The organism is Nocardia asteroides, assembly GCF_900637185.1.
Taxonomy (GTDB): Bacteria; Actinomycetota; Actinomycetes; order Mycobacteriales; family Mycobacteriaceae; genus Nocardia; species Nocardia asteroides.
Genome location: NZ_LR134352.1, coordinates 5,494,344 through 5,517,392 on the forward strand (window position 1 = coordinate 5,494,344; position 23,049 = coordinate 5,517,392).

Below are 23,049 nucleotides of genomic sequence, written 5' to 3' on the forward strand. Positions count from 1 at the left end.
ACCCGCCGCCGCGCGAGCGGGGTGTGGTCTGCGAGTGTCCGGCGCGGTGATGCCCGGTGAGATTGCTAGTGTTTTCAGGTGCGACCACCCACGTCGCACGGGACGAAATCCCAGGAAATCCGGCATCCGATCGCGCGGATCGATGGTTTCCTCGGCTCGAACCGGGTTCAATGGGATGTGCTAGGGCGTAACCAGGCAGCCGTGACGCGCGGCAGGGACGGAGAGCAATGACCGACAGCAACGGAACCGCGAAGCCCACCCCCGGTCCGGGCCCGCGACCCTCCGGTACCCCCAAGCCCGGCGGCACGACTGCGCGTCCGCCGAAGCCACACGCCGTCAAACCGGCGCCGGGCCCCGATCAACCGCACCCGCACGCCGTCGTCGTCCCGACCGTCACCGACCCCGGCAAGTGGGGCCGCGTCGACGAGGACGGCACCGCGTGGGTGAAGACCGCCGAGGGCGAGCGCGTCATCGGTTCCTGGCAGGCGGGCGACGCCGCCGAGGGCCTGGCCCACTTCGGCCGCCGCTTCGACGACCTGGCCACCGAGGTCGCGCTGCTCGAGGCCAGGCTGGCCGCGGGCGCCGACGCCCGCAAGACCAAGGCCGCCGCGCTGGCGCTGGCCGAGACGCTGCCCACCGCGGCCGTCATCGGCGATATCGACGGTCTGTCCGCCCGGCTACAGGCCATCACCGAGCACTCCGAGGAAGCCGCCGCGCACGCCAAGGAGGAGAAGGAGCGCGCCCGGCACGAGCACACCGAGCGCAAGGAAGCCCTCGCCGCCGAGGCCGAGCAGATCGCCGCCGAGTCCACCCAGTGGAAGGCCGCGGGCGACCGGCTGCGCGAGATCCTCGACGAGTGGAAGTCCATCCGCGGGGTCGACCGCAAGGTCGACGACGCCCTGTGGAAGCGGTACTCCAAGGCCCGCGAGGCGTTCAACCGCCGCCGTGGCGCCCACTTCGCCGAGCTCGACCGGGAACGCGCCTCGGCGAAGACCCGCAAGGAAGAGCTGTGCGTGCGCGCCGAGGAGCTGTCCGGCTCCACCGACTGGACCGGCACGGCCGCGGTGTTCCGCGACCTGCTCACCGAATGGAAGGCCGCGGGCCGCGCCCCGCGCGAGGCCGACGAGGCGCTGTGGCGCCGGTTCAAGAGCGCCCAGGACGTGTTCTTCGCCGCCCGCAACGCGGCGGTGTCCGAGCGTGACGCCGAATTCGAGCACAACGCCACCGCCAAGCAGGAGCTGCTGCGCGCCTACGAGCACATCGATCCGGCCGCCGGACTCGAGGCCGCCCGGTCCGCGCTGCGCGAGCTGCAGGACAAGTGGGACGCCATCGGCAAGGTTCCGCGCGAGCGCATGCAGGAGCTGGAAGGCAAGCTGCGCGCCATCGAGAAGAAGGTGCGCGACGCCGCCGACCAGCAGTGGCGCCGCACCGACCCCGAGGCCGTGGCCCGCGCCGCGCAGTTCCGCGAGCGGGTGGCCCAGTTCGAGGAGCAGGCCGCCAAGGCCACCGCGGCGGGCAAGAAGCGCGACGCGGAGAAGGCGCTCGAGCAGGCCAAGCAGTGGCGCGAGTGGGCCGAGGCCGCCGAGGGCGCGGTCAGCAACCGCTAGCCGACAACGCGAAACCCCCGACCAGGCTGGTCGGGGGTTTCGTCGTTGCGGGGCCTATTCGCCGGTCAGCCGCTTGCGGTCGCGTTCCTCGGCCTCGCGGGCCGCGTTGCGCCGCTGTTCCTCGGCCGCCAGCTGCACCGCGGTGCGGCTCCAGACCACGCGGACCCAGTGGAAGGTCAGCACCATGATGGCGAGGGTGCCCAGGATCAGCCCGATGCCCGGACCCGCGCCCTCGTAGTTGCCCAGGCCGGGGGTCTGGCGATGCCAGATCGACAGCACGCCGAACACGCTGCCGACCGCCGAGCCCGCGCAGGCCAGCCAGGCCAGCACCCAGCGGCGGGTGGTCAGCGCCAGCAGCGAGAAGCCGACGCCGAAGACGATGACGAGCCAGACGAAGATCCGCGAGGGCAGGCCGATGTGCTCGACGCCGGCCGCCTGGGTGTTCAGCAGCACGTCGAAGCCGCGCGCGGTGCCCGCCGTGGGCAGCACCAGCGAGATCAGCAGCGCGAAGACCGCGCCCGCCACCACCAGTGCTCGCGCGCCGGGATCGATCTCGCCGGCGATGCGGCGTTCCACCGCGTCGAGTTCGCCGCGGAACTGCTCGAACTGCTTGTCCTCGTCCACCCGGTTCACCGCGTTCTCGCTCCTGTCCGCAGGCTGATCGTTGCCGGTCTCGTGTGCCCTGGGCTCTACTGTGCCATCTCCGGAGGTGGCGTCCGCACCCGACCCACTACGACCGGTAGTAGGGTCGGGTTCGTCGCCGGGCGAGGTCACGAGCAGCCGGTCGAGCAGCCGCTGCTCACCGGCTCCACCGCGACCGGCGCGCCGATGCGGGGCAGGCCGAGGCCGACCCCGATCGGGGCGGTCTTGGGCGTCACGCCGCGCTCGTGCGCGTCACCGGCGCTGGTGCGCCGATGCGACTTCACCACGCCGTCGGCGATGAGGTGGTGCGGCGCCGCCTCGGTGATGTCGACGACGACGAAGTCGCCCGGCCGGATCCCGGCATCGGTGCCGGGCCGGAAGTGCACCAGCCTGCCGTCGCGGGCGCGACCGCTCATCCGGGCGGTGGCGGCGTTCTTCTTGCCCGCGCCCTCGGCGACGAGCAGTTCCACCTCCGTGCCGATCAGTGCCTGGTTGGCCTCCAGCGACACCTGTTCCTGCAGCGCGATCAGCCGGTCGTAGCGTTCCTGCACCACCGCCTTGGGCAGCTGGTCGGGCAGTTCCGCGGCCGGGGTGCCGGGGCGCTTGGAGTACTGGAAGGTGTACGCGCTGGTGAACCGCGCCCGTCGCACCACGTCCAGGGTCTCCTGGAAGTCCTCCTCGGTCTCGCCGGGGAAGCCGACGATGATGTCGGTGGTGATCGAGGCGTGCGGCATGGCGGCGCGCACCTTGTCGATGATGCCGAGGAAGCGCTCCTTGCGGTAGGAGCGGCGCATGGCCTTGAGCACCCGGTCCGAACCGGACTGCAGCGGCATGTGCAGCTGCGGGCAGACGGTCGGGGTCTGCGCCATCGCCTCGATGACATCGTCGGTGAACTCCGCCGGATGCGGCGAGGTGAAGCGCACCCGCTCCAGGCCCTCGATCTGCCCGGTCGCGCGCAGCAGCTGGGCGAAGGCGCCGCGGTCGCGCGGCTGCTCCGGGTCGACGAAGTTCACGCCGTAGGAATTGACGTTCTGGCCGAGCAGGGTCACCTCGAGCACGCCCTGGTCGACCAGCGCCTGCACCTCGGCGAGCACGTCACCGGGCCTGCGGTCGACCTCCTTGCCGCGCAGCGAGGGCACGATGCAGAAGGTGCAGGTGTTGTTGCAGCCCACCGAGATCGACACCCAGCCGGCGTAGGCCGACTCCCGCTTGGCGGGCAGGGTCGAGGGGAACGCCTCGAGCGACTCCAGGATCTCGACCTGGGCTTCCTCGTTGTGCCGGGCGCGCTCCAGCAGCACCGGCAGCGAGCCGATGTTGTGCGTGCCGAACACCACGTCGACCCACGGCGCCTTGCGCACGACGGTCTCGCGGTCCTTCTGGGCCAGGCAGCCGCCGACGGCGATCTGCATGCCCGGCCTGCCCTGCTTCACCGGCGCCAGGTGACCGAGGGTGCCGTAGAGCTTGTTGTCGGCGTTCTCGCGCACCGCGCAGGTGTTGAACACCACCAGGTCGGGGGTGTCGGAGGGCGCGGCCTTCACATAGCCCGCGTCTTCGAGCAGGCCGGACAAGCGTTCGGAGTCGTGTACGTTCATCTGGCAGCCGAAGGTGCGGACCTCGTAACTGCGCGCCTGCGTCGCCGCGCGCTCCGTCGCGTTCTGTCCGTTCGAATCCACCTGTTCAGGGTACGGGCCCACCCCGGGTGGTCTGCGTCGCGGTCGGGAGACGCTCGCGGGACCGGTAGGTTACCGGCCGGTGTCGTTTCGGCGTGCCGTGACGGCGAGTCGCGGAAAGCGGGGCAAATCTCCGAAGAACGCCTAAGGTTTCTGACCATGACCGACGACGCCGCACCCGCGACCGGGAACGCCGACGCCGCAGCCGCTGCCGGCGCGCCGCCGATGATCTCGATGCGCAACGTGGACAAACACTTCGGTGATCTCCACGTCCTGCGCCACATCAATCTCGAAGTCCCCCGCGGGCAGGTCGTGATCGTCCTCGGCCCGTCGGGCTCGGGGAAATCGACCCTGTGCCGCACCATCAACCGCCTCGAACCGATCGACTCCGGCGATATCGCCGTCGACGGTGTCGCCCTGCCCGCGGAGGGCAAGGCCCTGGCCGCGCTGCGCGCCGAGGTCGGCATGGTGTTCCAGTCGTTCAACCTGTTCGCGCACAAGACGATTCTGGAGAACGTGATGCTCGCGCCACTGAAGGTGCGCGGTATCAAGAAGGACCAGGCGCGCAAGAACGCCCTGGCCCTGCTCGACCGGGTCGGCATCGCCAACCAGGCCGAAAAGTACCCCGCCCAGCTCTCCGGCGGCCAGCAGCAGCGCGTCGCCATCGCCCGCTCGCTGGCGATGGACCCGAAGGTCATGCTCTTCGACGAGCCCACCTCGGCGCTGGACCCGGAGATGGTCAACGAAGTGCTCGAGGTGATGGTCTCCCTCGCGAAGGAGGGCATGACGATGCTGGTGGTGACCCACGAGATGGGCTTCGCCCGCCGGGCAGGCGACCGGGTGCTGTTCATGGCCGACGGCGAGATCGTCGAGGACACCGCGCCGGAGACGTTCTTCACCGCGCCCGCCTCCGATCGCGCCAAGGACTTCCTCGGCAAAATTCTCAGTCACTGACCCACCCACCCATCACCAGGAGAAGGACACTCGATGAGGATCAATCGTGCGATGCGGGTCGGAATCGGCGCCGCGGCACTGGCATTGGCTGCCACGCTCACCGCGGGCTGCGGCGGCGGTGACGAAGGGTCGGTGCTCGACCACGCGCAGGACGGCAAGCTCACCGTCGGCATCAAGTTCGACCAGCCGGGCCTGGGCCTGCGCAACACCGACGGCACCTACAGCGGTTTCGACGTCGAGGTGGCCAAGTACGTCGGCGACAAGCTGGGCGTGAAGCCGGAGAACATCACCTTCAAGGAAGCGCCGTCGGCCCAGCGCGAGACGCTGCTCGAGAACGGTCAGGTCGACTATGTCGTCGCGACCTACTCGATCACCGACAAGCGCAAGGAGAAGGTCGACTTCGCCGGCCCGTACTACGTGGCGGGTCAGGACCTGCTGGTGCGCGCCGACAACACCGACATCACCGGCCCGGACTCGCTCGCGGGCAAGAAGGTCTGCTCGGTGAAGGGTTCCACCCCGGCCCAGACCATCAAGGACAAGTACCCGCAGGCGCAGCTGCAGACCTACGACACGTACTCGCTGTGCATCGAGGCGCTGCGTGGCGGCGCGATGGACGCGGTCACCACCGACAACGTGATCCTGGCCGGTTACGCCGCGCAGTCGCCGGGCACCTACAAGCTCGTGAACAAGCCCTTCACCACCGAGAAGTACGGCATCGGTATCAAGAAGGGCGAGACCGAGGGCCGCACCAAGATCAACGACGCGATCGAGGCGATGATCGCCGACGGTTCGTGGAAGGCCGCACTGGAGAAGTCCTTCGCCGGTACCGGTTTCGCGATCCCGCAGCCGCCGACCGTCGACCGCTACTGATCACCACCGCGATGGCGGCCCGGGACTCCCGGGCCGCCATCGCGGGTGAAGTCCCGCTGGCCCTTCCACATCGATCGGAGGACGCGCGTCCGTGTTCGACCTGATCTCGAGGTACGACTCCGAAATCCTCGACGCCTTCTGGGTGACCATCAAGCTGACGTTCTTCTCCGCGATCGGCGCCCTGGTCCTCGGCACCCTCGTCGCCGGCATGCGCGTGTCCCCGATCCCGGTCGCGCGCTGGGTCGGCTCCGCCTATGTCTCGATCTTCCGCAACACCCCGCTGACGCTGATCATCGTGTTCTGCTCGCTCGGCCTGTACACCACCCTGGGCTGGAAGCTGGCCGGCGATTCGCTGTCGGACAACAACTATCGCTGGGCGATCGTCGGCCTGAGCGTGTACACCGCCGCGTTCGTCTGCGAGTCGCTGCGCGCGGGCATCAACACGGTGCCGCTGGGCCAGTCCGAGGCGGGCCGCTCGCTCGGCTTCGGTTTCTCCCAGAACCTGCGCCTGGTGGTGCTGCCGCAGGCGTTCCGCGCGGTCATCGCCCCGCTGGGCAGCGTGCTGATCGCGTTGACGAAGAACTCGACCATCGCCTCGGTGATCGGCGTCGGCGAGGCCGCGTTCCTGATGAGCGAGATGAACGAGAACGAGGCCGCACTGCTGGCGATCGGCGCGATCTTCGCCCTCGGCTTCGTCATTCTGACCCTGCCGACCGGCCTGTTCTTCGGCTGGCTGGCCAAGCGATTCGAGGTAGCCCGATGAGCGCAGCGTCGGTCCTGTTCGACGCGCCGGGCCCCCGCGCGCGCGTCCGGCATCATTTCTACTCGGTCCTGGTCGTCGTAGCGCTGGCCTTCTTCGGCTGGCTGCTGTACGACGCGTTCGCCGAGCAGGGCCAGTTCACCGCCGCCAAGTGGAAGCCGTTCCTGGAGGCGGGCGTCTGGGAGACCTACCTGCTGCCCGGTCTGCGAGGCACCCTGACCGCGGCGGCCATCTCGATCGTCTTCGCGCTGATCTTCGGCATGATCTTCGGCATCCTGCGGTTGTCGGATCACCGGTGGATCCGCTGGACCGCGGGTGCGATCGTCGAGCTGGCCAGGGCCATCCCGGTGCTGATCCTGATGATCTTCCTGTTCGCCGTATTCGGCGAGTACAAGGTCTTCCGCTCCGACGATCTGGCGCTGGCCGCAGTGGTCATCGCGCTGACCATCTACAACGCCTCGGTCATCGCCGAGATCGTGCGCGCTGGAATCCGGTCGCTGCCCAAGGGCCAGACCGAGGCCGCGGTGGCGCTGGGCCTGCGCAAGACCCAGCTGATGCGGCTGATCCTGCTGCCGCAGGCGATCACCGCGATGCTGCCCGCGCTGGTCTCGCAGATGGTGGTGGTGCTCAAGGACACCGCGCTGGGTTACCAGATCACCTATGTGGAACTGGTGCGTGCCGGTCAGCAGGAGGGCGCCGCGCAGCAGAACACCATCCCCGCGCTGATGGTCGTGGCGCTGATCATGATCTCGCTGAACCTGGCGCTGACCTTCCTCGCGACCACGCTCGAGAAGCGGCTGCGCTCGCGGCGCAAGAAGGGCGGCGGTACCGTGCTGGCCGCCGATTCGATCGTCACCGATGCCGCGCCCGGCGTCGACATCACCAAGAAGTAGTCCGGACCACGATGATGGGCCCGATCCGCGCGGATCGGGCCCATCATCGTTTCTCAGTCCTCGCCGACGAGGCCGAATTCGCGCAGCAGCGGCCCGATCTCGGTGTCGTCGAGTTTGTTCAGCAGCCGGTGCCGGACGAATTCCGGTCCGGGCAGGCTCATCTCGGCGCCGTCGCGCAGGCGGCTGGTGGCGGCCAGCAGCGAGCGGATGTCGTAGGTGGAGGCGAACACCTCCGGTACGCCGCGTTCGATGTCGAGCAGCCGGTAGGCCGCCTCCATGCCGGTGCGCACCGAGTACTCGGTGGTGAAGATGCAGTCGCGGGTGGTCTCGGCGAACTGGCCGATGAAGGCGAAGTTCACCGCGCCCGCGGGCACCACCTCGGGGCGGTCGCCCGCCTTGCGCGGCATGAAGAACGCCGTCACGTACGGCATCATCACCGGCACACAGGTCGCGGCGTCGGCGGCCAGTTCCGGAATCTCGGCCTCGGGCACGCCCAAGTGGTAGAGCCACTCCTGGGTGATCTCCGCACCGGTGCACTCCTGCATCGGCTTCCGCACGAAATCACCGGGCCGGTCGACGAACAGCGCGTACACCCACACGACGATCTGGTCGGCGGGTTGCTGCTTGAAATGGGGCTGCCGATTCACGGTCCAGCTCATCAGCCAGGACGAGTCCTCCACCGTGACGATGCCGCCGGTGACCACCTTGCCGCTGAACGGGTCCCGCTTGCAGATCTTCTGGATGTAGCGCGGTATCCGTTCGTCGAGGGTGGTGACCGTGGCCGACTCCCATTTCGTCTCCGGGATGTGCCCGCCGAAGACGTCGGGATGACCGAACGCCGGATCCTTCGCCGCGATGCGCCGCCACAGATCCCAGGCCGGCGCCGGGCCCTCGTTCAGCTTCGCCGGGGTGTGCTGGTCGCCCTCGTCGGAGTTCTCGGTGAGCGAGCCGATGGTGACGAACAGCAGGTCCTCGGCGCTCAGGTCGACGCCGCCGTCGACGCCCTCGGACACCCAGTGCAGCCGGGTGGCCTGCTTGCGCGAGCCGCTGAGGTCGAAGTCGACGTCGGTGACCTCGGTGCCGAACCGGAAGTTCACGCCCTGGTCGAGCAGCCACCGGTACAGCGGCAGCACCAGTGACTCGTACTGGTTGTATTTCGTGAACTTCAGCGCGGAGAAGTCGGGCAGACCACCGATGTGGTGGATGAACCGGTGCAGGTACAGCTTCATCTCGAGCGCGCTGTGCCATTCCTCGAACGCGAACATGGTGCGCCAGTACAGCCAGAAGTTGCTCGCCAGGAAGTCCTTGCCGAACACCTCGTCGATGCGCTTGTTCTCCATCTGCTCCCGGGTGGCCAGGAACACCTTCACGATGTCCTTCTGCGCGCGATCGGTGAGGGTGAACAGGCCGTCGGTGTGCGCGTCCTGACCGCGCTCCACCGTGGCCCGCTGCAACGAGAAGTTCGGGTCGTCCTTGTTGAGCCAGTAGAACTCGTCGAGCACGCTGGCGCCCTCGATCTCGATCGAGGGCACCGAGCGGTACAGGTCCCACAGGCACTCGAAATGATTCTCCATCTCGCGGCCACCGCGGATGACGAATCCCTTCTTCGGTTCCCTGATGCCGTCGAGGGCGCCGCCGGGCAGCTTCAGCCGTTCCAGCACGGTGATCCGGTCCCCCGCCAGCTGCCCGTCCCTGATCAGGAACGCGGCGCCGGACAGCGAGGCCAGACCGGCGCCGACGAACCAGGCCGCCTTGCCGTCGACACCCGCGGGTTTGCGCGGACGGGCGAACGCTTCGTAGTTGCCACTGCTGTAGTACATCCGTCTCCTTCGTCCGATCCGGGAAGGTCCAGTCGTCCTAGGCGGTGTAGCGGTAGAAGCCCTCTCCGGTGGCGGCGCCGAGCTTGCCCTTGTCGATGTAGTTCTCCTTCAGCCACGCCGCGAGCTTCTTGTGCGCGTCGTTGCCGTTGATCAGGATGTTGTACGGGGTGGTGAGGCCGACGATGTCGAGGATCTGGAACGGGCCCATGGGCGCGCCGGTGGCGATGCGCCAGGTCTCGTCCACCGCGGCGGGTTCGGCGTAGCCGCCGGCGGCGAGCTCGATCCCGGAGTTCAGGAACGGCACCAGCAGCGAGTTGAGGACGTAGCCCGCCTTCTCCTTGTGCAGTTCGATCGGCACCATGCCGATGTCCTTGGCGAACGCCACGACCGCCTGGAACACCGCCGGGTCGGTGCGGTCGGTGCCCATCACCTCGGCGGTGTTGAACTGCCAGACGTGGTTGGCGAAGTGCAGCGCCAGGAACCTGTCCGGGCGGCCGGTGTAGTCGACCATGTCGCTGGGCAGCAGGGTCGAGGAGTTCGTGGCGAACACGGTGCGTTCGGGCGCGAGGTCGCCGAGCTTGCCGTAGAGGTCGCGCTTGATGTCGAGGACCTCGGGCACCGCCTCGATGATCAGGTCGGCGTCGGCGGCCGCGGCGGCCAGATCCGTGGTGAGGGCGATGCCCTGCGCGGTCGCTGCGGTGTTGCTCGCGTCGGCGCCGTCGACGTCGCGCTGGTACACCTTGGCGAGGTCGTCGAAGCGGGCGCGCGCGGCGGTGATCGCCTTGTCGTCGATGTCGTAGGAGGTCACGTCGAATCCGTGGAACGCCGTCTGGAAGGCGATCTGGGATCCGAGCACCCCCGTCCCCAGGACCGTCACCTTGCGGAATTCGCTGGTCATGCGTCTCCTCCCAGTCGGGAAGCGGACCCCCGTGCCGCTCCGCGTTGCGGTTGCCGGTGTCACCACCGCCGTCCATCATGGCCCGGGAAGCTGAGGCCATGGTGTGAACGAGCCCCGCGTTTCGGACATCTCGGGCGGGCTGGGGTAACAGTTCAGCAAACCACCCCGGGGAGATCAGCCCGCGGTGACCAGTCCTTCGGCGACCATCCAGTCGCGAGCGACGTCGGCGGGTTCGCGGCCGCCGATGTCGACCTGGCGGTTGAGCTCGGTGATCACCGCGTTGGTCAGGCGCGCGGAGATGGGCGCCATGATCGAGACGACCTCGGGGTGCGCGTCGGCGAACGGGCCGTGCAGGACGAGCGCGGCGTTGTACTTCGGGAAGAAGCCACGGTCGTCGTCGAGCAGCACCAGGTCCAGGGCGGGGATGCGGCCGTCGGTCGCGGCGACCGAGCCGAACCGGCACTGCTTCGCGTCGGCGGTGGCCTGGTAGACCAGCGCGTCCTGGACGATCTGCTTCGGCACCCTGGCGACATCGATGCCGTACTTGCGAGCCATTCCGGGGTAGCCGTCCTGGCGGACATTGAACTCGGTGCCCACGCAGGTGGCCGCCGCGGCGGGGTCCTTCGCGATCAGGGCGGCGTAGTCGGACAGGGTGCGCACGCCGGTCTCCTCGGCGGTGCGCCTGCTGGTGACCAGGGCATAAGTGTTGTTCATCGGCGCCATCGCGGCCCACACCATGTCGTGTTCGGCGCGGTCGGCGTCGCGGACCAGTTCGAACTGACGCGCCTCGTCCGGCTCGGGTGTCTCGTTGCCCAGGTAGTTGATCCAGCCGGTGCCGGTGTAGTCGTAGGCGATGTCGACCTGGCCGTGCAGCTGGGCGTCGCGCAGGCTGTTGGAGCCCTGGATATTGGTCAGGTCGCGCACGTTCGCGCCGGCGGCGGTGAGCGCGAACTCGATGAGGTAGCCGAGGATGTTGGCCTCGGTGAAGTCCTTGGAGCCCACCGTGACCGCGACACCGTCGAGGGCGGGCACGGCCACGATGCTGCCCGGTCCCACCGGCAGCGGCACCGAACTGCCCGACTGCAGACCACAACTCGCGAGCAGCAGCACCCCGGCCACCGGCGCGAGCGCGCGCATCCAGCGGGTGATCCTCATCGCAACCCCCTCGGTCCGAGGAACTGTTCGGCCAGTGCGCCGAGCCAGTCGACGAGCAGGGCCAGCGCGACGGCGAGCACCGCACCGACGGTGAGGGTGACGGTGTCGCGCAGTTTGTAGCCGGTGTCGATGAGGATGCCGAGCCCGCCCGCGCTCACCAGGAACGACAGGGTCGCCGTGCCGACGGCGAGCACCAGCGAGGTGCGCAGCCCGGCCAGGATGTAGGGCACCGCGAGGGGGAACTCGATGCGCCGCAACACCTGCAGCGCCGACATGCCCTGTCCGCGCCCGGCGTCGACGAGGGTGGGGTCGACCTCCTGGTAGCCCAGGATCGTGTTGCGCAGCACCGGCAGCAGCGAGCAGAAGGCGATGGGCGCGACGCCGATCCAGAACCCGGTGGTCCGGGTGACCAGATAGCACAGCACGATCAGGCCGATCGCGGGCGCGGCGGCGCCGATATTGGCGATGCCGACGAAGATCGGTGCGAGCCCGCGGAATCCGGGCCGGGTGAGCACCGTCCCCAGCGGCACGGCCACCGCGACGACGATGATCACCACCGCCGCGGTGATCAGGATGTGCTGCCAGGTGACCTCGGCGATATTGCCGACGCTGATGCTGGCCTGCTGGGTGAGGGTGAGATCGCGCCGGAACGCCCACACCAGCACGCCGACGGTGAGGATCAGCACGATCACCGGCTGGACCAGCAACCGCAGGAACTCGGCCCGCCGCTGGGCGGCGGGCGTGACGACGGCCGCGGTCATGCCCGGACCGTCTCGGCGGGACCGGCGGCCAGGTGACTGATCAGCGTGTCGACGGTGACCACGCCCGCGAACGCGCCGGTGTCGTCGACGACGACCGCCGAGGCGGTGCGTTCGGTCAGCAGGATGGCCAGCGCGTCCTGCAGGGTGGCTTCGGTGGGCAGCGTGGTCTGGATGGGGGTGCCGAGTTCGCTCAGCGAATCCGCGTGGGCGAGTTCGCCTGCCGTGATCCGGCGGGCCGGGGTGCGGTCGGGAGCCAGGACGATGCCCCAGTCCTGGTGCGCGGTGTGCAGGCGGTCGACGAGGTCGGCCGGTGCGGTGTCCTCGGTGACGGCGATGCCCTGGTCCAGGTCGAGGTCGGCGAGCACGGCGAGGCCGAGGCGGTCGATGGTGGCGGTGCCGCCGACGAAGCCCGCGACGGTGTCGTCGGCGGGCGCGGCCAGGATCGCCGCCGGGGTGTCGTACTGGAGGATGCGGGACCGGTCGCCCAGCACCGCGATCCGGTCGCCGAGTTTCACGGCCTCGCCGAAGTCGTGGGTGACGAAGACGATGGTCTTGCCGAGTTCGCCCTGCAGGCGCAGCAATTCGTCCTGGAGCAGCGCGCGGGTGATCGGGTCGACGGCGCCGAACGGCTCGTCCATCAGCAGTACCGGCGGGTCGGCGGCCAACGCCCTGGCCACGCCGACGCGCTGCTGCTGGCCGCCGGAGAGCTGGCGGGGATAGCGATCGCGGTAGGTGGCGGGGTCGAGGCCGACGAGGCTGAGCATCTCGTCGACCCGGGCGGTGGTGCGTTTGCGGTCCCAGCCGAGCAGACCCGGGACGGTGGCGATGTTCCTGGCGACGGTCAGGTGCGGGAACAGACCCGCCTGCTGGATGGAATAGCCGATGCCGCGGCGCAATTCGTCGGCGTCGATGGCCGCGGCGTCGCGGCCACCGATCGTGACGGTGCCGGAGGTGGGTTCGATGAGCCGGTTGATCATCCGCATGGTGGTGGTCTTGCCGCACCCCGACGGCCCGACCAGCACCACGATCTCCCCGGCCGGGATGGTCATGCTGACCTCCTCGACCGCCGGATCCGCCTGGTCCGGATAGCGTTTGGTGACCCGGTCGAGCACGATCTCGACTCCGGAGACCGCGGTGGCGCTGGTGTCGATGTCAGTCACGAATACCCCTCGAGATGGTGAGCCGGCCGAGCAGCAGCAGCACGCCGTCGAGGGCGAGTGCGAGCACGACGATGAGCACGGTCCCGGTCAGCGCCTGCGGCACCGCGTTCGGGCTGCCCAGGCGCGAGAGCCCGGAGAAGATGAGGTTGCCCAGGCCGGGGCCTTTCGCGTACGCGGCCAGGGCCAGGATGCCCATGATCATCTGGGTGCTGACCCGCATCCCGGCCAGGATCGACGGCCACGCCAGCGGCAGTTCGATCGCGGTCAGCAGCCGCAGCCGGTTCATCCCCACCCCGCGCGCCGCGTCGACCACCGCCGGATCCACCGACGACAGGCCCAGCACCGTATTGCGCAGGATCGGCAGCAGGGCGTAGAGCACCAGCGCCACGATGGTCGGGCCCACCCCGAGCCCGAGGAACGGGATCAGCAACCCGAGCAGGGCGAACGACGGCACGGTGAGAATGGCGCCCGCGGTCGCGGTCGCGGCCGCCGAGCCGAGCGGGCTGCGGTACACCAGGATGCCGACGGCCACCGCGACCAGCGTCGCCAGCGCCAGCGACTGCACGACCGCCGACACATGCAGATACGAATCGATGAGCAACTGCTCGCGCCGATTCACCACGAACGACCACAACGCGTCCAGGGTCCACCTCCCCGTAGCTCGGCGGCCACACCAGGCCCTGTCCCCGGGGATGCCCACCCCGACCTCGGGTGAAACACCCCGTTCCCACACCCCCGCCGCACCAGGCGACGCATGAAACAACCTGCGCGAAACCACGTTTCACCGGCGCTGACACATCCTACGCTTCGAGCATCCCGCGCGGACCCGTTCGCATACTCGGCCCCCGCGCCGGTGCCCGGTGCTTGGTGCTCGGTGCTCGGTGCTCGGAGGGCTGGGTCGCCGAAAGCCGGTCACCTTGCCGCCGCCACACCTCCGCGAGCACGTTGGCCGGCAGACAGCAGGCGGTGACGTCAGCGATCGGCGTCGGCCAGTTCGGCTTTCACCACCGCGTAGGCGACCGACGGGCTGTAGCCGCGACGGGCGAGCAGATCGACCAGGCGGCGGGTGGCCTTGGCGCGGTCGAGGTCGGCGGGCATCGCGCGGAGCTTGCGGCGGACCAGCTCGGCAGCGGCCTCCTCGTCACCGGGGACCGGGCGGCGCGGTGAGCGCCGGTCGGGTTCTCCGCCCGGGTCCGGCTCGGGTTCGCCGGCTCGAGGGGCCAGGGCGGGCGCCTGGGTGAACCCGGCGTCGGCGAGTTCGGCCGTGACGACGGCGAAGGCGGTGGACTGGTCGTAGCCGCGACGAGCCAGCATGCCGACGAGGCGGCGAACGGCCTTGTCGCGGTCCAGGTCCCGGGACAGGGTCGCCAGCTTGCGGCGGACGAGGTCGGTGGCGCGGGCGCGCTCGGCGTCGTCGGTGACGATCGCGAGCGCGTTCTCGGCGGCGTCGGGGGCGACGCCCTTCTCGCGGAGTTCGCGGTGCAGTGCCTTCTTGCCCCGGCCGGAGTAGGTGTGGCGCTCGTGCACCCACTGTTCGGCGAAGGAATCGTCGTCGACGAGGCCGACTTCGGCGAGGCGGTCGAGCGCGGCTGCGGTCACCTCGAGCCGGAAGCCCTTTTCCCCGAGGCGTTTCTCCAGCTCGGCCCGGCTGCGCGCGCGCACGGCCAGCAGATTCAGGCAGGCGTCCTTGGCCTGGTCGACGGTCGCCTTCGGACGGTCGCCCGGGGCGAGCCGGCGTGTGCCGGCCCGCCTGTCGGGCTCTCCCGGCTGGGATCCGGCCGCCACCGGATCCACCTGTCGCCCGTCGTCACCACCGACGCCGGTCGACAGGGAGTCTGTCGCGCGCCGGCCGGACTTGCGTCCGCGCCGGGCGCCACGGGGCCGTGCCCCGCTTCCCCACTCTTCATGATCGACCCCACTCCGCGCAGCGGAATCGTGTGGTTGATCATGATCGGCGAATCCGGTCGGGTGCGCGCGCTGCGGATCGCCCGCACCCGACCGAATTCCCCTGGCGTCCGGGCCGGCTCGGTGTTCCCGAGCCGGTCGGACGAGTTCGGTGTCCGCGTCGCCGCGGTCGGAGTCCCGCCGACCCGGTGCCTCCGGCGCCACCTCGATGCCGAGGCGGGCCAGCTGCCTGCGCATGTCCTCGACCGGATCCACCGCGTCGCGGGGCGCCCGGCCGCTGGAGGTCGGCGAGCCCATCGGCTAGAAGTCGGCGGGAGCGTCGGCCTCGGCGGTGAGGTCGGCGCCGATGCCCAGCTTCTCCTTGATCTTCTTCTCGATCTCGTCGCGCACGTCGGTGTTCTCCAGCAGGAACTTGCGGGCGTTCTCCTTGCCCTGGCCCAGCTGGTCGCCCTCGTAGGTGTACCAGGAGCCCGACTTGCGGATGAAGCCGTGCTCGACGCCCATGTCGATCAGCGAGCCCTCCTTGGAGATGCCCTGGCCGTAGAGGATGTCGAACTCGGCCTGCTTGAACGGCGGGCTCACCTTGTTCTTGACGACCTTCACGCGGGTGCGGTTGCCGACCGCGTCGCTGCCGTCCTTGAGGGTCTCGATACGGCGCACGTCCAAGCGGACGGAGGCGTAGAACTTCAGCGCCTTACCACCGGTGGTGGTCTCCGGCGAGCCGAACATCACGCCGATCTTCTCGCGCAGCTGGTTGATGAAGATGGCGGTGGTGCCCGAGCTGTTGAGCGCACCGGTCATCTTGCGCAGCGCCTGGCTCATCAGGCGGGCCTGCAGACCGACGTGGCTGTCACCCATCTCGCCCTCGATCTCGGCGCGCGGCACCAGGGCCGCGACGGAGTCGATGACGATGATGTCGATGGCGCCGGACCGCACCAGCATGTCGGCGATCTCGAGCGCCTGCTCACCGGTGTCGGGCTGGGAGACCAGCAGGGCGTCGGTGTCGACACCGAGCTTGCGGGCGTAGTCCGGATCGAGCGCGTGCTCGGCGTCGATGAAGGCGGCGACGCCGCCCGCGGCCTGGGCGTTGGCCACCGCGTGCAGCGCGACGGTGGTCTTACCCGAGGATTCCGGACCGTAGATCTCGACGACGCGACCGCGCGGCAACCCGCCGATACCGAGCGCGACGTCGAGGGCGATGGAGCCGGTGGGGATGACGGAGATGGGCTGGCGGGCCTCCTCGCCCAGACGCATGACCGCGCCCTTGCCGAAGCTCTTCTCCACCTGCGCCAGTGCCAGCTCCAGCGCTTTGTCGCGATCGTAGGCCTGCGGTGCCATGATGTTGGTCCCCTTCTCGAGGTGAGTATCTCTCTGGTTGGCGCCCACAGTAGAGGCCGGCACCGACAAGTTCTGGCGACCAGATTAGACGAACACCTGTTCGAGTCAAGCGACGCGCCCGGCAACACGCGAGGACCGGCAATCCCGGCGCACACCGGCTACCGCTGCGGCAGCACCCAGTCGTCACCCTCGGCGCGCGAACCGAAGATCCGCCGCTCGGATTCGGCGATCCGGACGTCGTTGATGCTGGCCTCGCGCCGGGCCATCCGCCCGTCCGGGGCGAACTCCCACTGCTCGTTGCCGTAGCTGCGCCACCACTGCCCGGTCTCGTCGTGCCACTCGTACTGGAAGCGCACGGCGATGTGGTTGTCGTGGAACGCCCACAGGTCCTTGCGCAGGGCGTAGCCGTTCTCGGTGGACCATTTGCGGGTGAGGAACTCGACGATCGCGGCGTGGCCGGTGAAGAACTCGTCGCGATTGCGCCACACCGAGTCCTCGGTGTAGGCGGCGGCGACCCGCTCGGGATCCCGGGTGTTCCAGGCGTTTTCGGCGGCGAGCACCTTGGCGCGCGCGGACTCGAGGTCGAAGGGTGGCAGTGGCGGTCGCACGATGGAACCTCTTCCCGGAATGTTAACTATCTATCTCGCGTTGACAGGTTAGACAGTAGAGCGACGGCACACCGCCGTCAACCGGTGAAGTCACCACAGTGGTTAGGAGTCGGGTTGATAACCTCAGGCATGCGCGATCCCCGGCCGCACACCGGCGAACCACCGGCTCTGGACCTGCTCAACACCCGTTGGGCCGGCGCCACCCCCGGCGATCTGCTCACCGATCTCGACGGCCTGCGGCTGTGGCTGGAGCTGACCGGGCTCGCCGACCGCGTCCCCGCCGACGAACACACCCTCACCGCGCTGCACACCGCCCGCGACGCCGTGCACGCCGCGGTCACCGCCGCCGATCACGCCGCGCTGAACCGGGTGCTCGCGCACGGGCGCGTCCGCCGCGAACTCACCGACGAGGGCCCCCGCGACATCCCCGAGGTCGACGACCCGGCCTGGCTGCCCGGCTGGCTGGCCGCCGACGATCTGCTGCGCCTGATCGGCGAGGCCCCGCACCGGATCCGCCAGTGCGCGCACCCCGACTGCGTGCTGTTCTTCTACGACACCTCCAAGAACGGCACCCGCCGCTGGCATTCCATGGCCACCTGCGGCAATCGCGCCAAGGCCGCGCGCCACTACGCCAGGACCAGCTGACCGCGAATCCGTCCCGGCGTCAGAACAATTCGTCGAGCAGGCGGTAGTAGTCGAGCTTGGCGCGGTCGGGTGCGGTCAGGCCGTAGGCGGTGAAGAAGGCCGTCACCGCGGCGGGACCGAAATCCTCGGCCAGGTCGCGTTCGGCCAGGGCCAGGTCGCGGTAGCGATCCGCGGTGCCCAGCGCGCCCACGTCGAGGAGCACACCATTGTCGAGCACATTGCCCGGCGTGAAGTCGCCGTGCGCGACCACCGTGTCCTCGCGGTCCGGGCGCTCGGTCCGCAGGCGTTCGAGGATCGCGGCCGGGGTGAGATCGCGATGGTCGGGGTCGAAATCGGCGGCGTCGACGAGTTCCTCGACGACATTGCGCCGGGCCTGCGCGAGCGTCACGTCGAGCCTGCCGTCGAAGGGGCAGCCGGTGACGGGCAGCGCGTGCAGGGCCCGCAGCGTCTGGCCCATCCGCTCCCCGACCGCGGCGGCCTCGGCCGTGGTCCGCTCGGCGAGCGCCGCCGCGTCCGCGTCGGCCAGGACGAGCACGTCCTCGGCGAAGGCGGCCACCACGGGCACCGGAATCGCGCTGCCGCGCAGCCAGTTCAGCCGGTCGTGTTCGGCCACGGCGCGCGGGCCGCGCTTGACGTAGTAGCGGCCCGCCCGCACGAGATTGCCGCCGCGGCCCGCGTGCGCGCCCGACCACGCGGGCGCGGGTCCGAGCAGGGCGGCGACCGCCGGGGGCAGCGGGAGCGCCAGTTCGTCGAGGTGTTCGAGGGCGGCCCGGGTCGACTCGATCAGCTCGGCGTCACCGTCGGCCACCCGCAACCGCATGGCCTCGTTGAGCAGTTCCTGCGCCTCTTCCGGACGATGCTGCTCGGCGAGCGACTTGCCCAGGTGGTGGGCGGCGAAGGAGACGAGTTCGGGGTCCAGCGCCCGGCTGGCGTCCAGGGCACGGCGGTACAGGATCTCGGCGGGCGCCGGCTCGCCCTGATAGCGGTAGACGTCGGCGAGATTGATCCAGACGGTGATCCGGCGGCGTTCGGTGTCGGCCAGTTCCAGCGCCTGGTCGAGGCGGTCCAGAGCCTCATCGTGGCGGCCTAGCAGCATCAGGGCGATGCCGAGGCGGCGCAGCCCGCCGAAGTCGCGCGGGTCGGCGACCGCGACCCGGGCGGCGAGCGATTCGGGGTCGACCGGGATCATCCGCAACCGCTCGTCGAACCGATACGGACGCGTGTCCGGGTTCTGCGCTGTCACAGCCATGACCTGCTCACCATCGGTTTCGGGGGACATCGAAGTCGGCGCACAGGGCGCGCCACACGTCACGCGGGTCGGTGCCCGCCTCGATCGCGGCGGCGCCGGTCCGGCCCAGGGCCGGGATCACGTGATCGGCCAGCATGGCGTCGGCGCGCGCCACGCCGAACTCGGTGTGCATCAGCTCCTGGAATTCGGTCAACCGCACGCTGCCCAACATACTCGCGTTCGGCGACCCCCGGCAGGGCCGCCGGTCCCGCACAGGTGCGCCGCGGGCGACACGCCGTCGGCGGGGTGCTACCGCTTGGCCGCCTCGTGACAGACCTCGACCGGGTCCCCGACTTCGGCCAGCCCCGCCGCCGCCCGGCCCGCCGCCGCGGCGTAGGCGGGATCGTCGAGGACCTGCCGCACCGCGGCGCCGACCGCCTCCGCGGTGAGCGGGCGCACCAGCACCGAACTGCCCTGGCGGACGGCGCGATTGGCCAGCTCCCACTGGTCGCCGCCGCCGGGCACGGTCACCACCGGCACGCCCGCGGCCAGCGATTTGGCCAGCAGCCCGTGCCCGCCGCCGCCGACGACGACCGCGGCGTGGGTGAGCAGTTCGTCCTGGCGGCCCAGGCCCGCGGTGGCCCAGTCCGGCAGGTCGGCCGGTGGGGCGTCGAGCATCGAGACGGCCACGCGCACATCCTGTCCCGCCAGGCCGGCCAGCACCGTCTCGACCATGCCGGCCACTCCGGTGTGCGCCGTCGAGGGGGCCACCATCACCAGGGGCGCGGCGCCGGGCGGGCGCGGCAGGATCGCGTCGGTCGGTTCCCACAGCAGCGGCCCGACGACGTGGGTGTCGGCGGGCCAGTCCGGGCGCTCCACCTCGAGGGCGGGCAGGGTGGCCACCAGCCGGGCGGTGGGGCCGGGGTCGTCTGCGGGCAGGCCGATGCTCTCGCGGGCCGCGCCGCGCTGCCGGTTGCCCGCGCGGACCGCGCGCGCGGTCATGGTGCGCAGCACGTTGTCGCGCATGCGACCGCGCACGCCCTCGCCGGGGGCGAGGCCGCTGCCGATGGGCGGCAACGCTTTCGACGGGAGGTACAGCGGATGCGGGGACAGTTCCACCCAGGGCAGCTCGAGACGTTCGGCGGCCATGCCGCCGCCCGCGGTGAGCACGTCGGAGACGATCAGATCCGGGAGCATCGCGCTCAGCTCCGGCAGGTTCTCGGTCGCGATGTGGGCGGCGCGTTCGTGGATGCGCGCGCCCGCGTCGGTGTCGTCGTCGGTGGGCCGTGGCGCGAGCCCTTTGAGTCTGCGCACACTGATTCCGGCGTCTCTGGCCGGATCCAGCCAGCGTGGACCGGTGAACAGCACCGGCTCGTCTCCCGCTTCCAGTAATCGCAGGCACAACGCGATCGCGGGAAACGCATGCCCCGGATCGGGCCCGGCCACCACAGCTACTCGCATGCGGCCAGACTGCCATACCCCTCGGCACCGGGGGCCGCCCAGCCGAACCGCGGCGGCCCGCCGGGCTCAGCCCGCGAAGGTGAACAATTCGAAGCCCACCGCGTGCTCGGCGGGGAACCCGTCCTTGGGACCCGTTGCACGGGTGACGATCTCGTCGACCTGCTGTTCGACCGGCACATCGCTGAGCACCTGCAGGTAGCGCCGGTGCGCGGCGAGCGAGGCCCGCGCCTTGTCCAACTGCGCGCCGACGTCGACGGCGTGGGTCATCACCGGGCCGACGACGGCCGCCCAGCGCACCGACCACGGTTCCAGATCGGCGATCTCGGGGAAGATCCATTCGTTGCCCGCGTCGGAGATGGCGTCCAGCGCCGAGCGGCCCACCGCGCGATGGTCGGCGCTGTTGACGAACCCGGGCGCCCAGGTGTCACCGAAGTTGAACAGCACCACCAGCTCCGGACGGTGCCTGCGCAGCGCGGCGGCCAGTTCCTGCCGCAGCGCCAACCCGCCTTCGATCCGGCCGTCGGGGTGGCCGAGGAACTCCACGGTGTGCACCCCGACCTCGCGCGCCCCGGCGATCTCCTCGACCTCCCGCAGCGGCCCCGCCACCGCGGGCGACATCCCCGCGATCCCGGCTTCGCCCCGGCTGACCAGCAGATAGCGGATGTCCTTGCCCTGCGCCGTCCACCGCGCCACGGCGGCGGCCGCACCGTATTCGATGTCGTCGGGATGCGCGACGATCACCAGGCCGCGCTGCCAGTCCTCGGGTACCTGATCCACCCGGCCCATGCTAGGCGCAGCGGGGCTAGGGCTTGGTGAGCGTGGTCCGGTCGTTCGCCCCCGACACCGCCTTGAACAGCAGGTAGGCCCCGACGCCGAGCGCCGCGAGCACCAGGACCGGCAGCAGCGCCTTGATCAGCGCCCCGATGATCCAGAACGCGATCAGTCCGACCACGACGATGCCGATGACTTTCCAGACCATGATGTCTCCTCGTCCGTTCCACGACCGCCTCCGGCGATCCGACACCTTCGATGCTCCCACCCGGAATCCGATAAATCACCAGGTCAGCACCGATATCGGGGACGATCTCAGGGTTCACCCCGAGACCTTCGGCCCGCAAACGACCGACAGCGATCAGGGCCGACGGCCATAATCGGGACTCGACCGCGAGGAGGACCCATGGAACCCATCGTCACGACCACCAGCGGCGCGGTGCGCGGCCGGACCGAGGCAGGCGTCACCCGGTTCCTCGGAGTGCCCTACGCCGCGGCGCCGGTCGGGGCGAAACGTTTCCAGCTGCCCGAGCCCGCCCCGGCCTGGGACGGCGTCCGCGAGGCCACCGACATGGGCGCGACCTGCGCGCAGTCGCCGTACCCCGCGCCGATCCACGCCCTGATCGGCAGTGACGGCATCCCCGGCGACGACTACCTCAATGCCAACGTGTGGACCCCGGATCCGGCCGCGAGCGGCCTGCCGGTGCTGGTGTGGATCCACGGCGGCGCGTTCGTGCGCGGCTCCAACGCCCGCGCGATCTACGACGGCGCCGCCTTCGCCCGCGACGGTGTGGTGCTGGTGTCGATCAACTACCGGCTCGGCATCTCCGGGTTCGCCGTCATCGACGGCGCGCCGCTCAATCGCGGCCTGCACGACCAGATCTTCGCGCTGCGGTGGGTGCGCGAGAACATCGCGGCTTTCGGCGGCGATCCGGACAACGTGACCATCTTCGGGGAATCGGCGGGCGGGATGAGCGTGGCCGCGCTCATCGCCGCACCGCAGACCACCGGGCTGTTCCGGCGCGCGATCATGCAGAGCGGCAACGGCTCGGTCGCCGCCGACGCACGCGACGCCAGGAATGTCGCGGCCGCGGTGGCCGCCGAGCTCGGCATCGAACCCACGGCCGCCGCGTTCGGCGAGCTCGGCCCCGACCAGCTGCGGACCGCGCAGAACGCGGTGGCGCTCGCGCTGATGACCGATCCCGACCCGCAGCGCTGGGGCCCGTCGGTGATCGCACAGGGACTGAGCATCATGAGCCTGTTCCCGGTGATCGACGACGACATCGTGCCCGGCGGCGCGGCCGCGGTGCTGGCCGCCCATCCCGAACGCGCGGTGCCGCTCATCGCGGGCACCACCGCCGACGAGTTCCGGTTCTTCACCGTGCCGACCGGCATCGCCGCCGCCGTCACCGCCGACACCCTGCCCTTCGTGCTCACCCGCTACGGCATCGATCCCGCGGTGGCGCAGACCTATTCGGCCGGGCGACCCGACGCGACCCCGGCGGAGATCTTCAACGCGATCCTCACCGACTGGTGCTTCCGCGCGGGCACCATGGACTTCGCCGAGGCCAACGCGGCGAGCGCGCCGACTCACGTCTACGAATTCGCCTGGCCCACCGGACTTCCCGGCCTGGGCGCCTGCCATGTGCTGGAGGTGCCGTTCGTCTTCGACGCGCTCGCCGGGGCGCATTCGCTGACCGGGCCGCATCCGCCACAGGCGCTGGCCGACGAGATCCACGCGGCCTGGGTAGCTTTCGCGACCGACGGCGAGCCGGGCTGGGCCGCCTTCGACAGCGCGGACAAGCGGGTCCGGATCTTCGACGTGCCGGAATCGTCGACGGTGGCGAATCCCCGTGGCGCCGAACTCGACGCGCTGCGCCAGACCATCGCCTGACGCGCGCCG

At 70.2% G+C, this 23,049-nt stretch carries 22 protein-coding genes and 2 pseudogenes; 7 read left to right on the forward strand and 17 right to left on the reverse strand.

What is annotated here, in order from left to right:
- Window positions 1-227 precede the first annotated feature (227 nt).
- The gene (locus EL493_RS25705) at window positions 228-1,607 is read left to right on the forward strand and encodes a DUF349 domain-containing protein (RefSeq protein ID WP_019048038.1); all 1,380 of its coding nucleotides are present in this window, start codon (window positions 228-230) and stop codon (window positions 1,605-1,607) included.
- Window positions 1,608-1,661: 54 nt separating this feature from the next.
- Here the strand turns inward: EL493_RS25705 and EL493_RS25710 are convergent, their stop codons facing one another.
- Both EL493_RS25710 and miaB read right to left on the reverse strand, forming a co-directional pair.
- Window positions 1,662-2,240 carry an Rv2732c family membrane protein gene (locus EL493_RS25710; RefSeq protein WP_019048039.1) on the reverse strand — a complete coding sequence of 193 codons (579 nt, stop codon included), beginning with the start codon at window positions 2,238-2,240 and terminating at the stop codon, window positions 1,662-1,664.
- A gap of 137 nt (window positions 2,241-2,377) precedes the next feature.
- Window positions 2,378-3,841: a tRNA (N6-isopentenyl adenosine(37)-C2)-methylthiotransferase MiaB gene (miaB, locus tag EL493_RS25715; RefSeq protein ID WP_051719528.1), complete on the reverse strand. Its 1,464-nt coding sequence runs from the start codon at window positions 3,839-3,841 to the stop codon at window positions 2,378-2,380.
- 303 nt (window positions 3,842-4,144) lie between these two features.
- On the opposite strand from miaB, the gene EL493_RS25720 reads away from it, so the two are divergent.
- From EL493_RS25720 to EL493_RS25735, 4 genes are all read left to right on the forward strand, one after another.
- Window positions 4,145-4,873, forward strand: a complete 729-nt coding sequence (locus EL493_RS25720) for an amino acid ABC transporter ATP-binding protein (RefSeq protein WP_126406511.1) — start codon at window positions 4,145-4,147, stop codon at window positions 4,871-4,873.
- Between the two features lie 33 nt (window positions 4,874-4,906).
- Window positions 4,907-5,743, forward strand: coding sequence for a glutamate ABC transporter substrate-binding protein (locus EL493_RS25725; protein WP_030202836.1), 837 nt, complete (start codon window positions 4,907-4,909; stop codon window positions 5,741-5,743).
- A 91-nt stretch (window positions 5,744-5,834) separates the two neighbouring features.
- Window positions 5,835-6,506 carry an amino acid ABC transporter permease gene (locus tag EL493_RS25730; protein ID WP_019048043.1) on the forward strand — a complete coding sequence of 224 codons (672 nt, stop codon included), beginning with the start codon at window positions 5,835-5,837 and terminating at the stop codon, window positions 6,504-6,506.
- Window positions 6,503-7,396: an amino acid ABC transporter permease gene (locus EL493_RS25735; protein WP_019048044.1), complete on the forward strand. Its 894-nt coding sequence runs from the start codon at window positions 6,503-6,505 to the stop codon at window positions 7,394-7,396. Before EL493_RS25730 ends, EL493_RS25735 begins: the two co-directional genes overlap by 4 nt.
- 53 nt (window positions 7,397-7,449) lie before the next feature.
- On the opposite strand, the gene EL493_RS25740 is transcribed toward EL493_RS25735, so the two are convergent.
- The 10 genes and pseudogenes from EL493_RS25740 to EL493_RS25780 form a co-directional block, all read right to left on the reverse strand.
- Complete coding sequence (locus tag EL493_RS25740) at window positions 7,450-9,216, reverse strand: oleate hydratase (RefSeq protein ID WP_019048045.1); 1,767 nt, start codon at window positions 9,214-9,216, stop codon at window positions 7,450-7,452.
- Window positions 9,217-9,253: 37 nt separating this feature from the next.
- On the reverse strand, window positions 9,254-10,114 hold the full coding sequence (locus EL493_RS25745; protein WP_019048046.1) for a 3-hydroxyacyl-CoA dehydrogenase: 861 nt from the start codon (window positions 10,112-10,114) through the stop codon (window positions 9,254-9,256).
- A 174-nt stretch (window positions 10,115-10,288) separates the two neighbouring features.
- Window positions 10,289-11,269: a glycine betaine ABC transporter substrate-binding protein gene (locus EL493_RS25750; protein ID WP_019048047.1), complete on the reverse strand. Its 981-nt coding sequence runs from the start codon at window positions 11,267-11,269 to the stop codon at window positions 10,289-10,291.
- Entirely contained in the window at window positions 11,266-12,030 is a 765-nt protein-coding gene (locus EL493_RS25755) for an ABC transporter permease (RefSeq protein WP_019048048.1), read from the reverse strand. The genes EL493_RS25750 and EL493_RS25755 overlap by 4 nt, the downstream gene beginning before the upstream one ends.
- Window positions 12,027-13,190 carry an ATP-binding cassette domain-containing protein gene (locus EL493_RS25760; RefSeq protein WP_019048049.1) on the reverse strand — a complete coding sequence of 388 codons (1,164 nt, stop codon included), beginning with the start codon at window positions 13,188-13,190 and terminating at the stop codon, window positions 12,027-12,029. Before EL493_RS25760 ends, EL493_RS25755 begins: the two co-directional genes overlap by 4 nt.
- The gene (locus EL493_RS25765; protein ID WP_030202840.1) at window positions 13,183-13,833 is read right to left on the reverse strand and encodes an ABC transporter permease; all 651 of its coding nucleotides are present in this window, start codon (window positions 13,831-13,833) and stop codon (window positions 13,183-13,185) included. The genes EL493_RS25760 and EL493_RS25765 overlap by 8 nt, the downstream gene beginning before the upstream one ends.
- A 329-nt stretch (window positions 13,834-14,162) precedes the next feature.
- Window positions 14,163-14,321 (reverse strand): annotated as a pseudogene (locus EL493_RS33925) (recombination regulator RecX); the annotation flags it as partial.
- Window positions 14,322-14,432: 111 nt separating this feature from the next.
- Window positions 14,433-14,975 (reverse strand): annotated as a pseudogene (locus tag EL493_RS33330) (regulatory protein RecX); the annotation flags it as partial.
- A gap of 420 nt (window positions 14,976-15,395) precedes the next feature.
- Window positions 15,396-16,433, reverse strand: coding sequence for a recombinase RecA (gene recA, locus EL493_RS25775; RefSeq protein WP_019048052.1), 1,038 nt, complete (start codon window positions 16,431-16,433; stop codon window positions 15,396-15,398).
- Between the two features lie 158 nt (window positions 16,434-16,591).
- Window positions 16,592-17,044, reverse strand: coding sequence for a nuclear transport factor 2 family protein (locus EL493_RS25780; protein WP_030202844.1), 453 nt, complete (start codon window positions 17,042-17,044; stop codon window positions 16,592-16,594).
- Between the two features lie 126 nt (window positions 17,045-17,170).
- Here EL493_RS25780 and EL493_RS25785 point away from each other — a divergent pair, with 126 nt between their 5' ends.
- Window positions 17,171-17,686, forward strand: a complete 516-nt coding sequence (locus EL493_RS25785; protein WP_019048054.1) for a CGNR zinc finger domain-containing protein — start codon at window positions 17,171-17,173, stop codon at window positions 17,684-17,686.
- A gap of 19 nt (window positions 17,687-17,705) precedes the next feature.
- Here the strand turns inward: EL493_RS25785 and EL493_RS25790 are convergent, their stop codons facing one another.
- The 5 genes from EL493_RS25790 to EL493_RS32515 all read right to left on the reverse strand — a co-directional run bounded on the left by EL493_RS25790 (window position 17,706) and on the right by EL493_RS32515 (window position 21,354).
- Entirely contained in the window at window positions 17,706-18,935 is a 1,230-nt protein-coding gene (locus EL493_RS25790; protein WP_019048055.1) for an aminoglycoside phosphotransferase APH(3'), read from the reverse strand.
- Between the two features lie 7 nt (window positions 18,936-18,942).
- Window positions 18,943-19,134, reverse strand: a complete 192-nt coding sequence (locus tag EL493_RS25795; protein WP_030202846.1) for a DUF3046 domain-containing protein — start codon at window positions 19,132-19,134, stop codon at window positions 18,943-18,945.
- An 89-nt stretch (window positions 19,135-19,223) separates the two neighbouring features.
- Window positions 19,224-20,375 (reverse strand): glycosyltransferase, encoded by a 1,152-nt coding sequence (locus EL493_RS25800; RefSeq protein WP_022566371.1) that lies wholly within the window; start codon window positions 20,373-20,375, stop codon window positions 19,224-19,226.
- A gap of 66 nt (window positions 20,376-20,441) precedes the next feature.
- A complete protein-coding gene (locus EL493_RS25805) occupies window positions 20,442-21,152 on the reverse strand; it encodes a PIG-L deacetylase family protein (RefSeq protein WP_030202847.1) in 711 nt (236 codons plus the stop codon).
- A gap of 25 nt (window positions 21,153-21,177) precedes the next feature.
- On the reverse strand, window positions 21,178-21,354 hold the full coding sequence (locus EL493_RS32515) for a hypothetical protein (protein ID WP_019048059.1): 177 nt from the start codon (window positions 21,352-21,354) through the stop codon (window positions 21,178-21,180).
- Window positions 21,355-21,552: 198 nt separating this feature from the next.
- Between EL493_RS32515 and EL493_RS25810 the strand changes: the two genes are divergently transcribed.
- Window positions 21,553-23,040, forward strand: a complete 1,488-nt coding sequence (locus EL493_RS25810; protein WP_019048060.1) for a carboxylesterase/lipase family protein — start codon at window positions 21,553-21,555, stop codon at window positions 23,038-23,040.
- Window positions 23,041-23,049 lie beyond the last annotated feature (9 nt).

Bases quoted from the DNA above. Each gene is read 5' to 3' on its own strand.
- EL493_RS25705 (WP_019048038.1), top strand. From the start codon at position 228: ATGACCGACAGCAACGGAACCGCGAAGCCCACCCCCGGTCCGGGCCCG.
- EL493_RS25750 (WP_019048047.1), bottom strand. From the start codon at position 11,269: ATGAGGATCACCCGCTGGATGCGCGCGCTCGCGCCGGTGGCCGGGGTG.
- EL493_RS25785 (WP_019048054.1), top strand. From the start codon at position 17,171: ATGCGCGATCCCCGGCCGCACACCGGCGAACCACCGGCTCTGGACCTG.
- miaB (WP_051719528.1), bottom strand. From the start codon at position 3,841: ATGAACGTACACGACTCCGAACGCTTGTCCGGCCTGCTCGAAGACGCG.
- EL493_RS25755 (WP_019048048.1), bottom strand. From the start codon at position 12,030: ATGACCGCGGCCGTCGTCACGCCCGCCGCCCAGCGGCGGGCCGAGTTC.
- EL493_RS25745 (WP_019048046.1), bottom strand. From the start codon at position 10,114: ATGACCAGCGAATTCCGCAAGGTGACGGTCCTGGGGACGGGGGTGCTC.
- EL493_RS25740 (WP_019048045.1), bottom strand. From the start codon at position 9,216: ATGTACTACAGCAGTGGCAACTACGAAGCGTTCGCCCGTCCGCGCAAA.
- EL493_RS25720 (WP_126406511.1), top strand. From the start codon at position 4,145: ATGATCTCGATGCGCAACGTGGACAAACACTTCGGTGATCTCCACGTC.
- EL493_RS25800 (WP_022566371.1), bottom strand. From the start codon at position 20,375: ATGCGAGTAGCTGTGGTGGCCGGGCCCGATCCGGGGCATGCGTTTCCC.
- EL493_RS32515 (WP_019048059.1), bottom strand. From the start codon at position 21,354: ATGGTCTGGAAAGTCATCGGCATCGTCGTGGTCGGACTGATCGCGTTC.
- EL493_RS25790 (WP_019048055.1), bottom strand. From the start codon at position 18,935: ATGGCTGTGACAGCGCAGAACCCGGACACGCGTCCGTATCGGTTCGAC.
- EL493_RS25735 (WP_019048044.1), top strand. From the start codon at position 6,503: ATGAGCGCAGCGTCGGTCCTGTTCGACGCGCCGGGCCCCCGCGCGCGC.
- EL493_RS25810 (WP_019048060.1), top strand. From the start codon at position 21,553: ATGGAACCCATCGTCACGACCACCAGCGGCGCGGTGCGCGGCCGGACC.
- recA (WP_019048052.1), bottom strand. From the start codon at position 16,433: ATGGCACCGCAGGCCTACGATCGCGACAAAGCGCTGGAGCTGGCACTG.
- EL493_RS25725 (WP_030202836.1), top strand. From the start codon at position 4,907: ATGAGGATCAATCGTGCGATGCGGGTCGGAATCGGCGCCGCGGCACTG.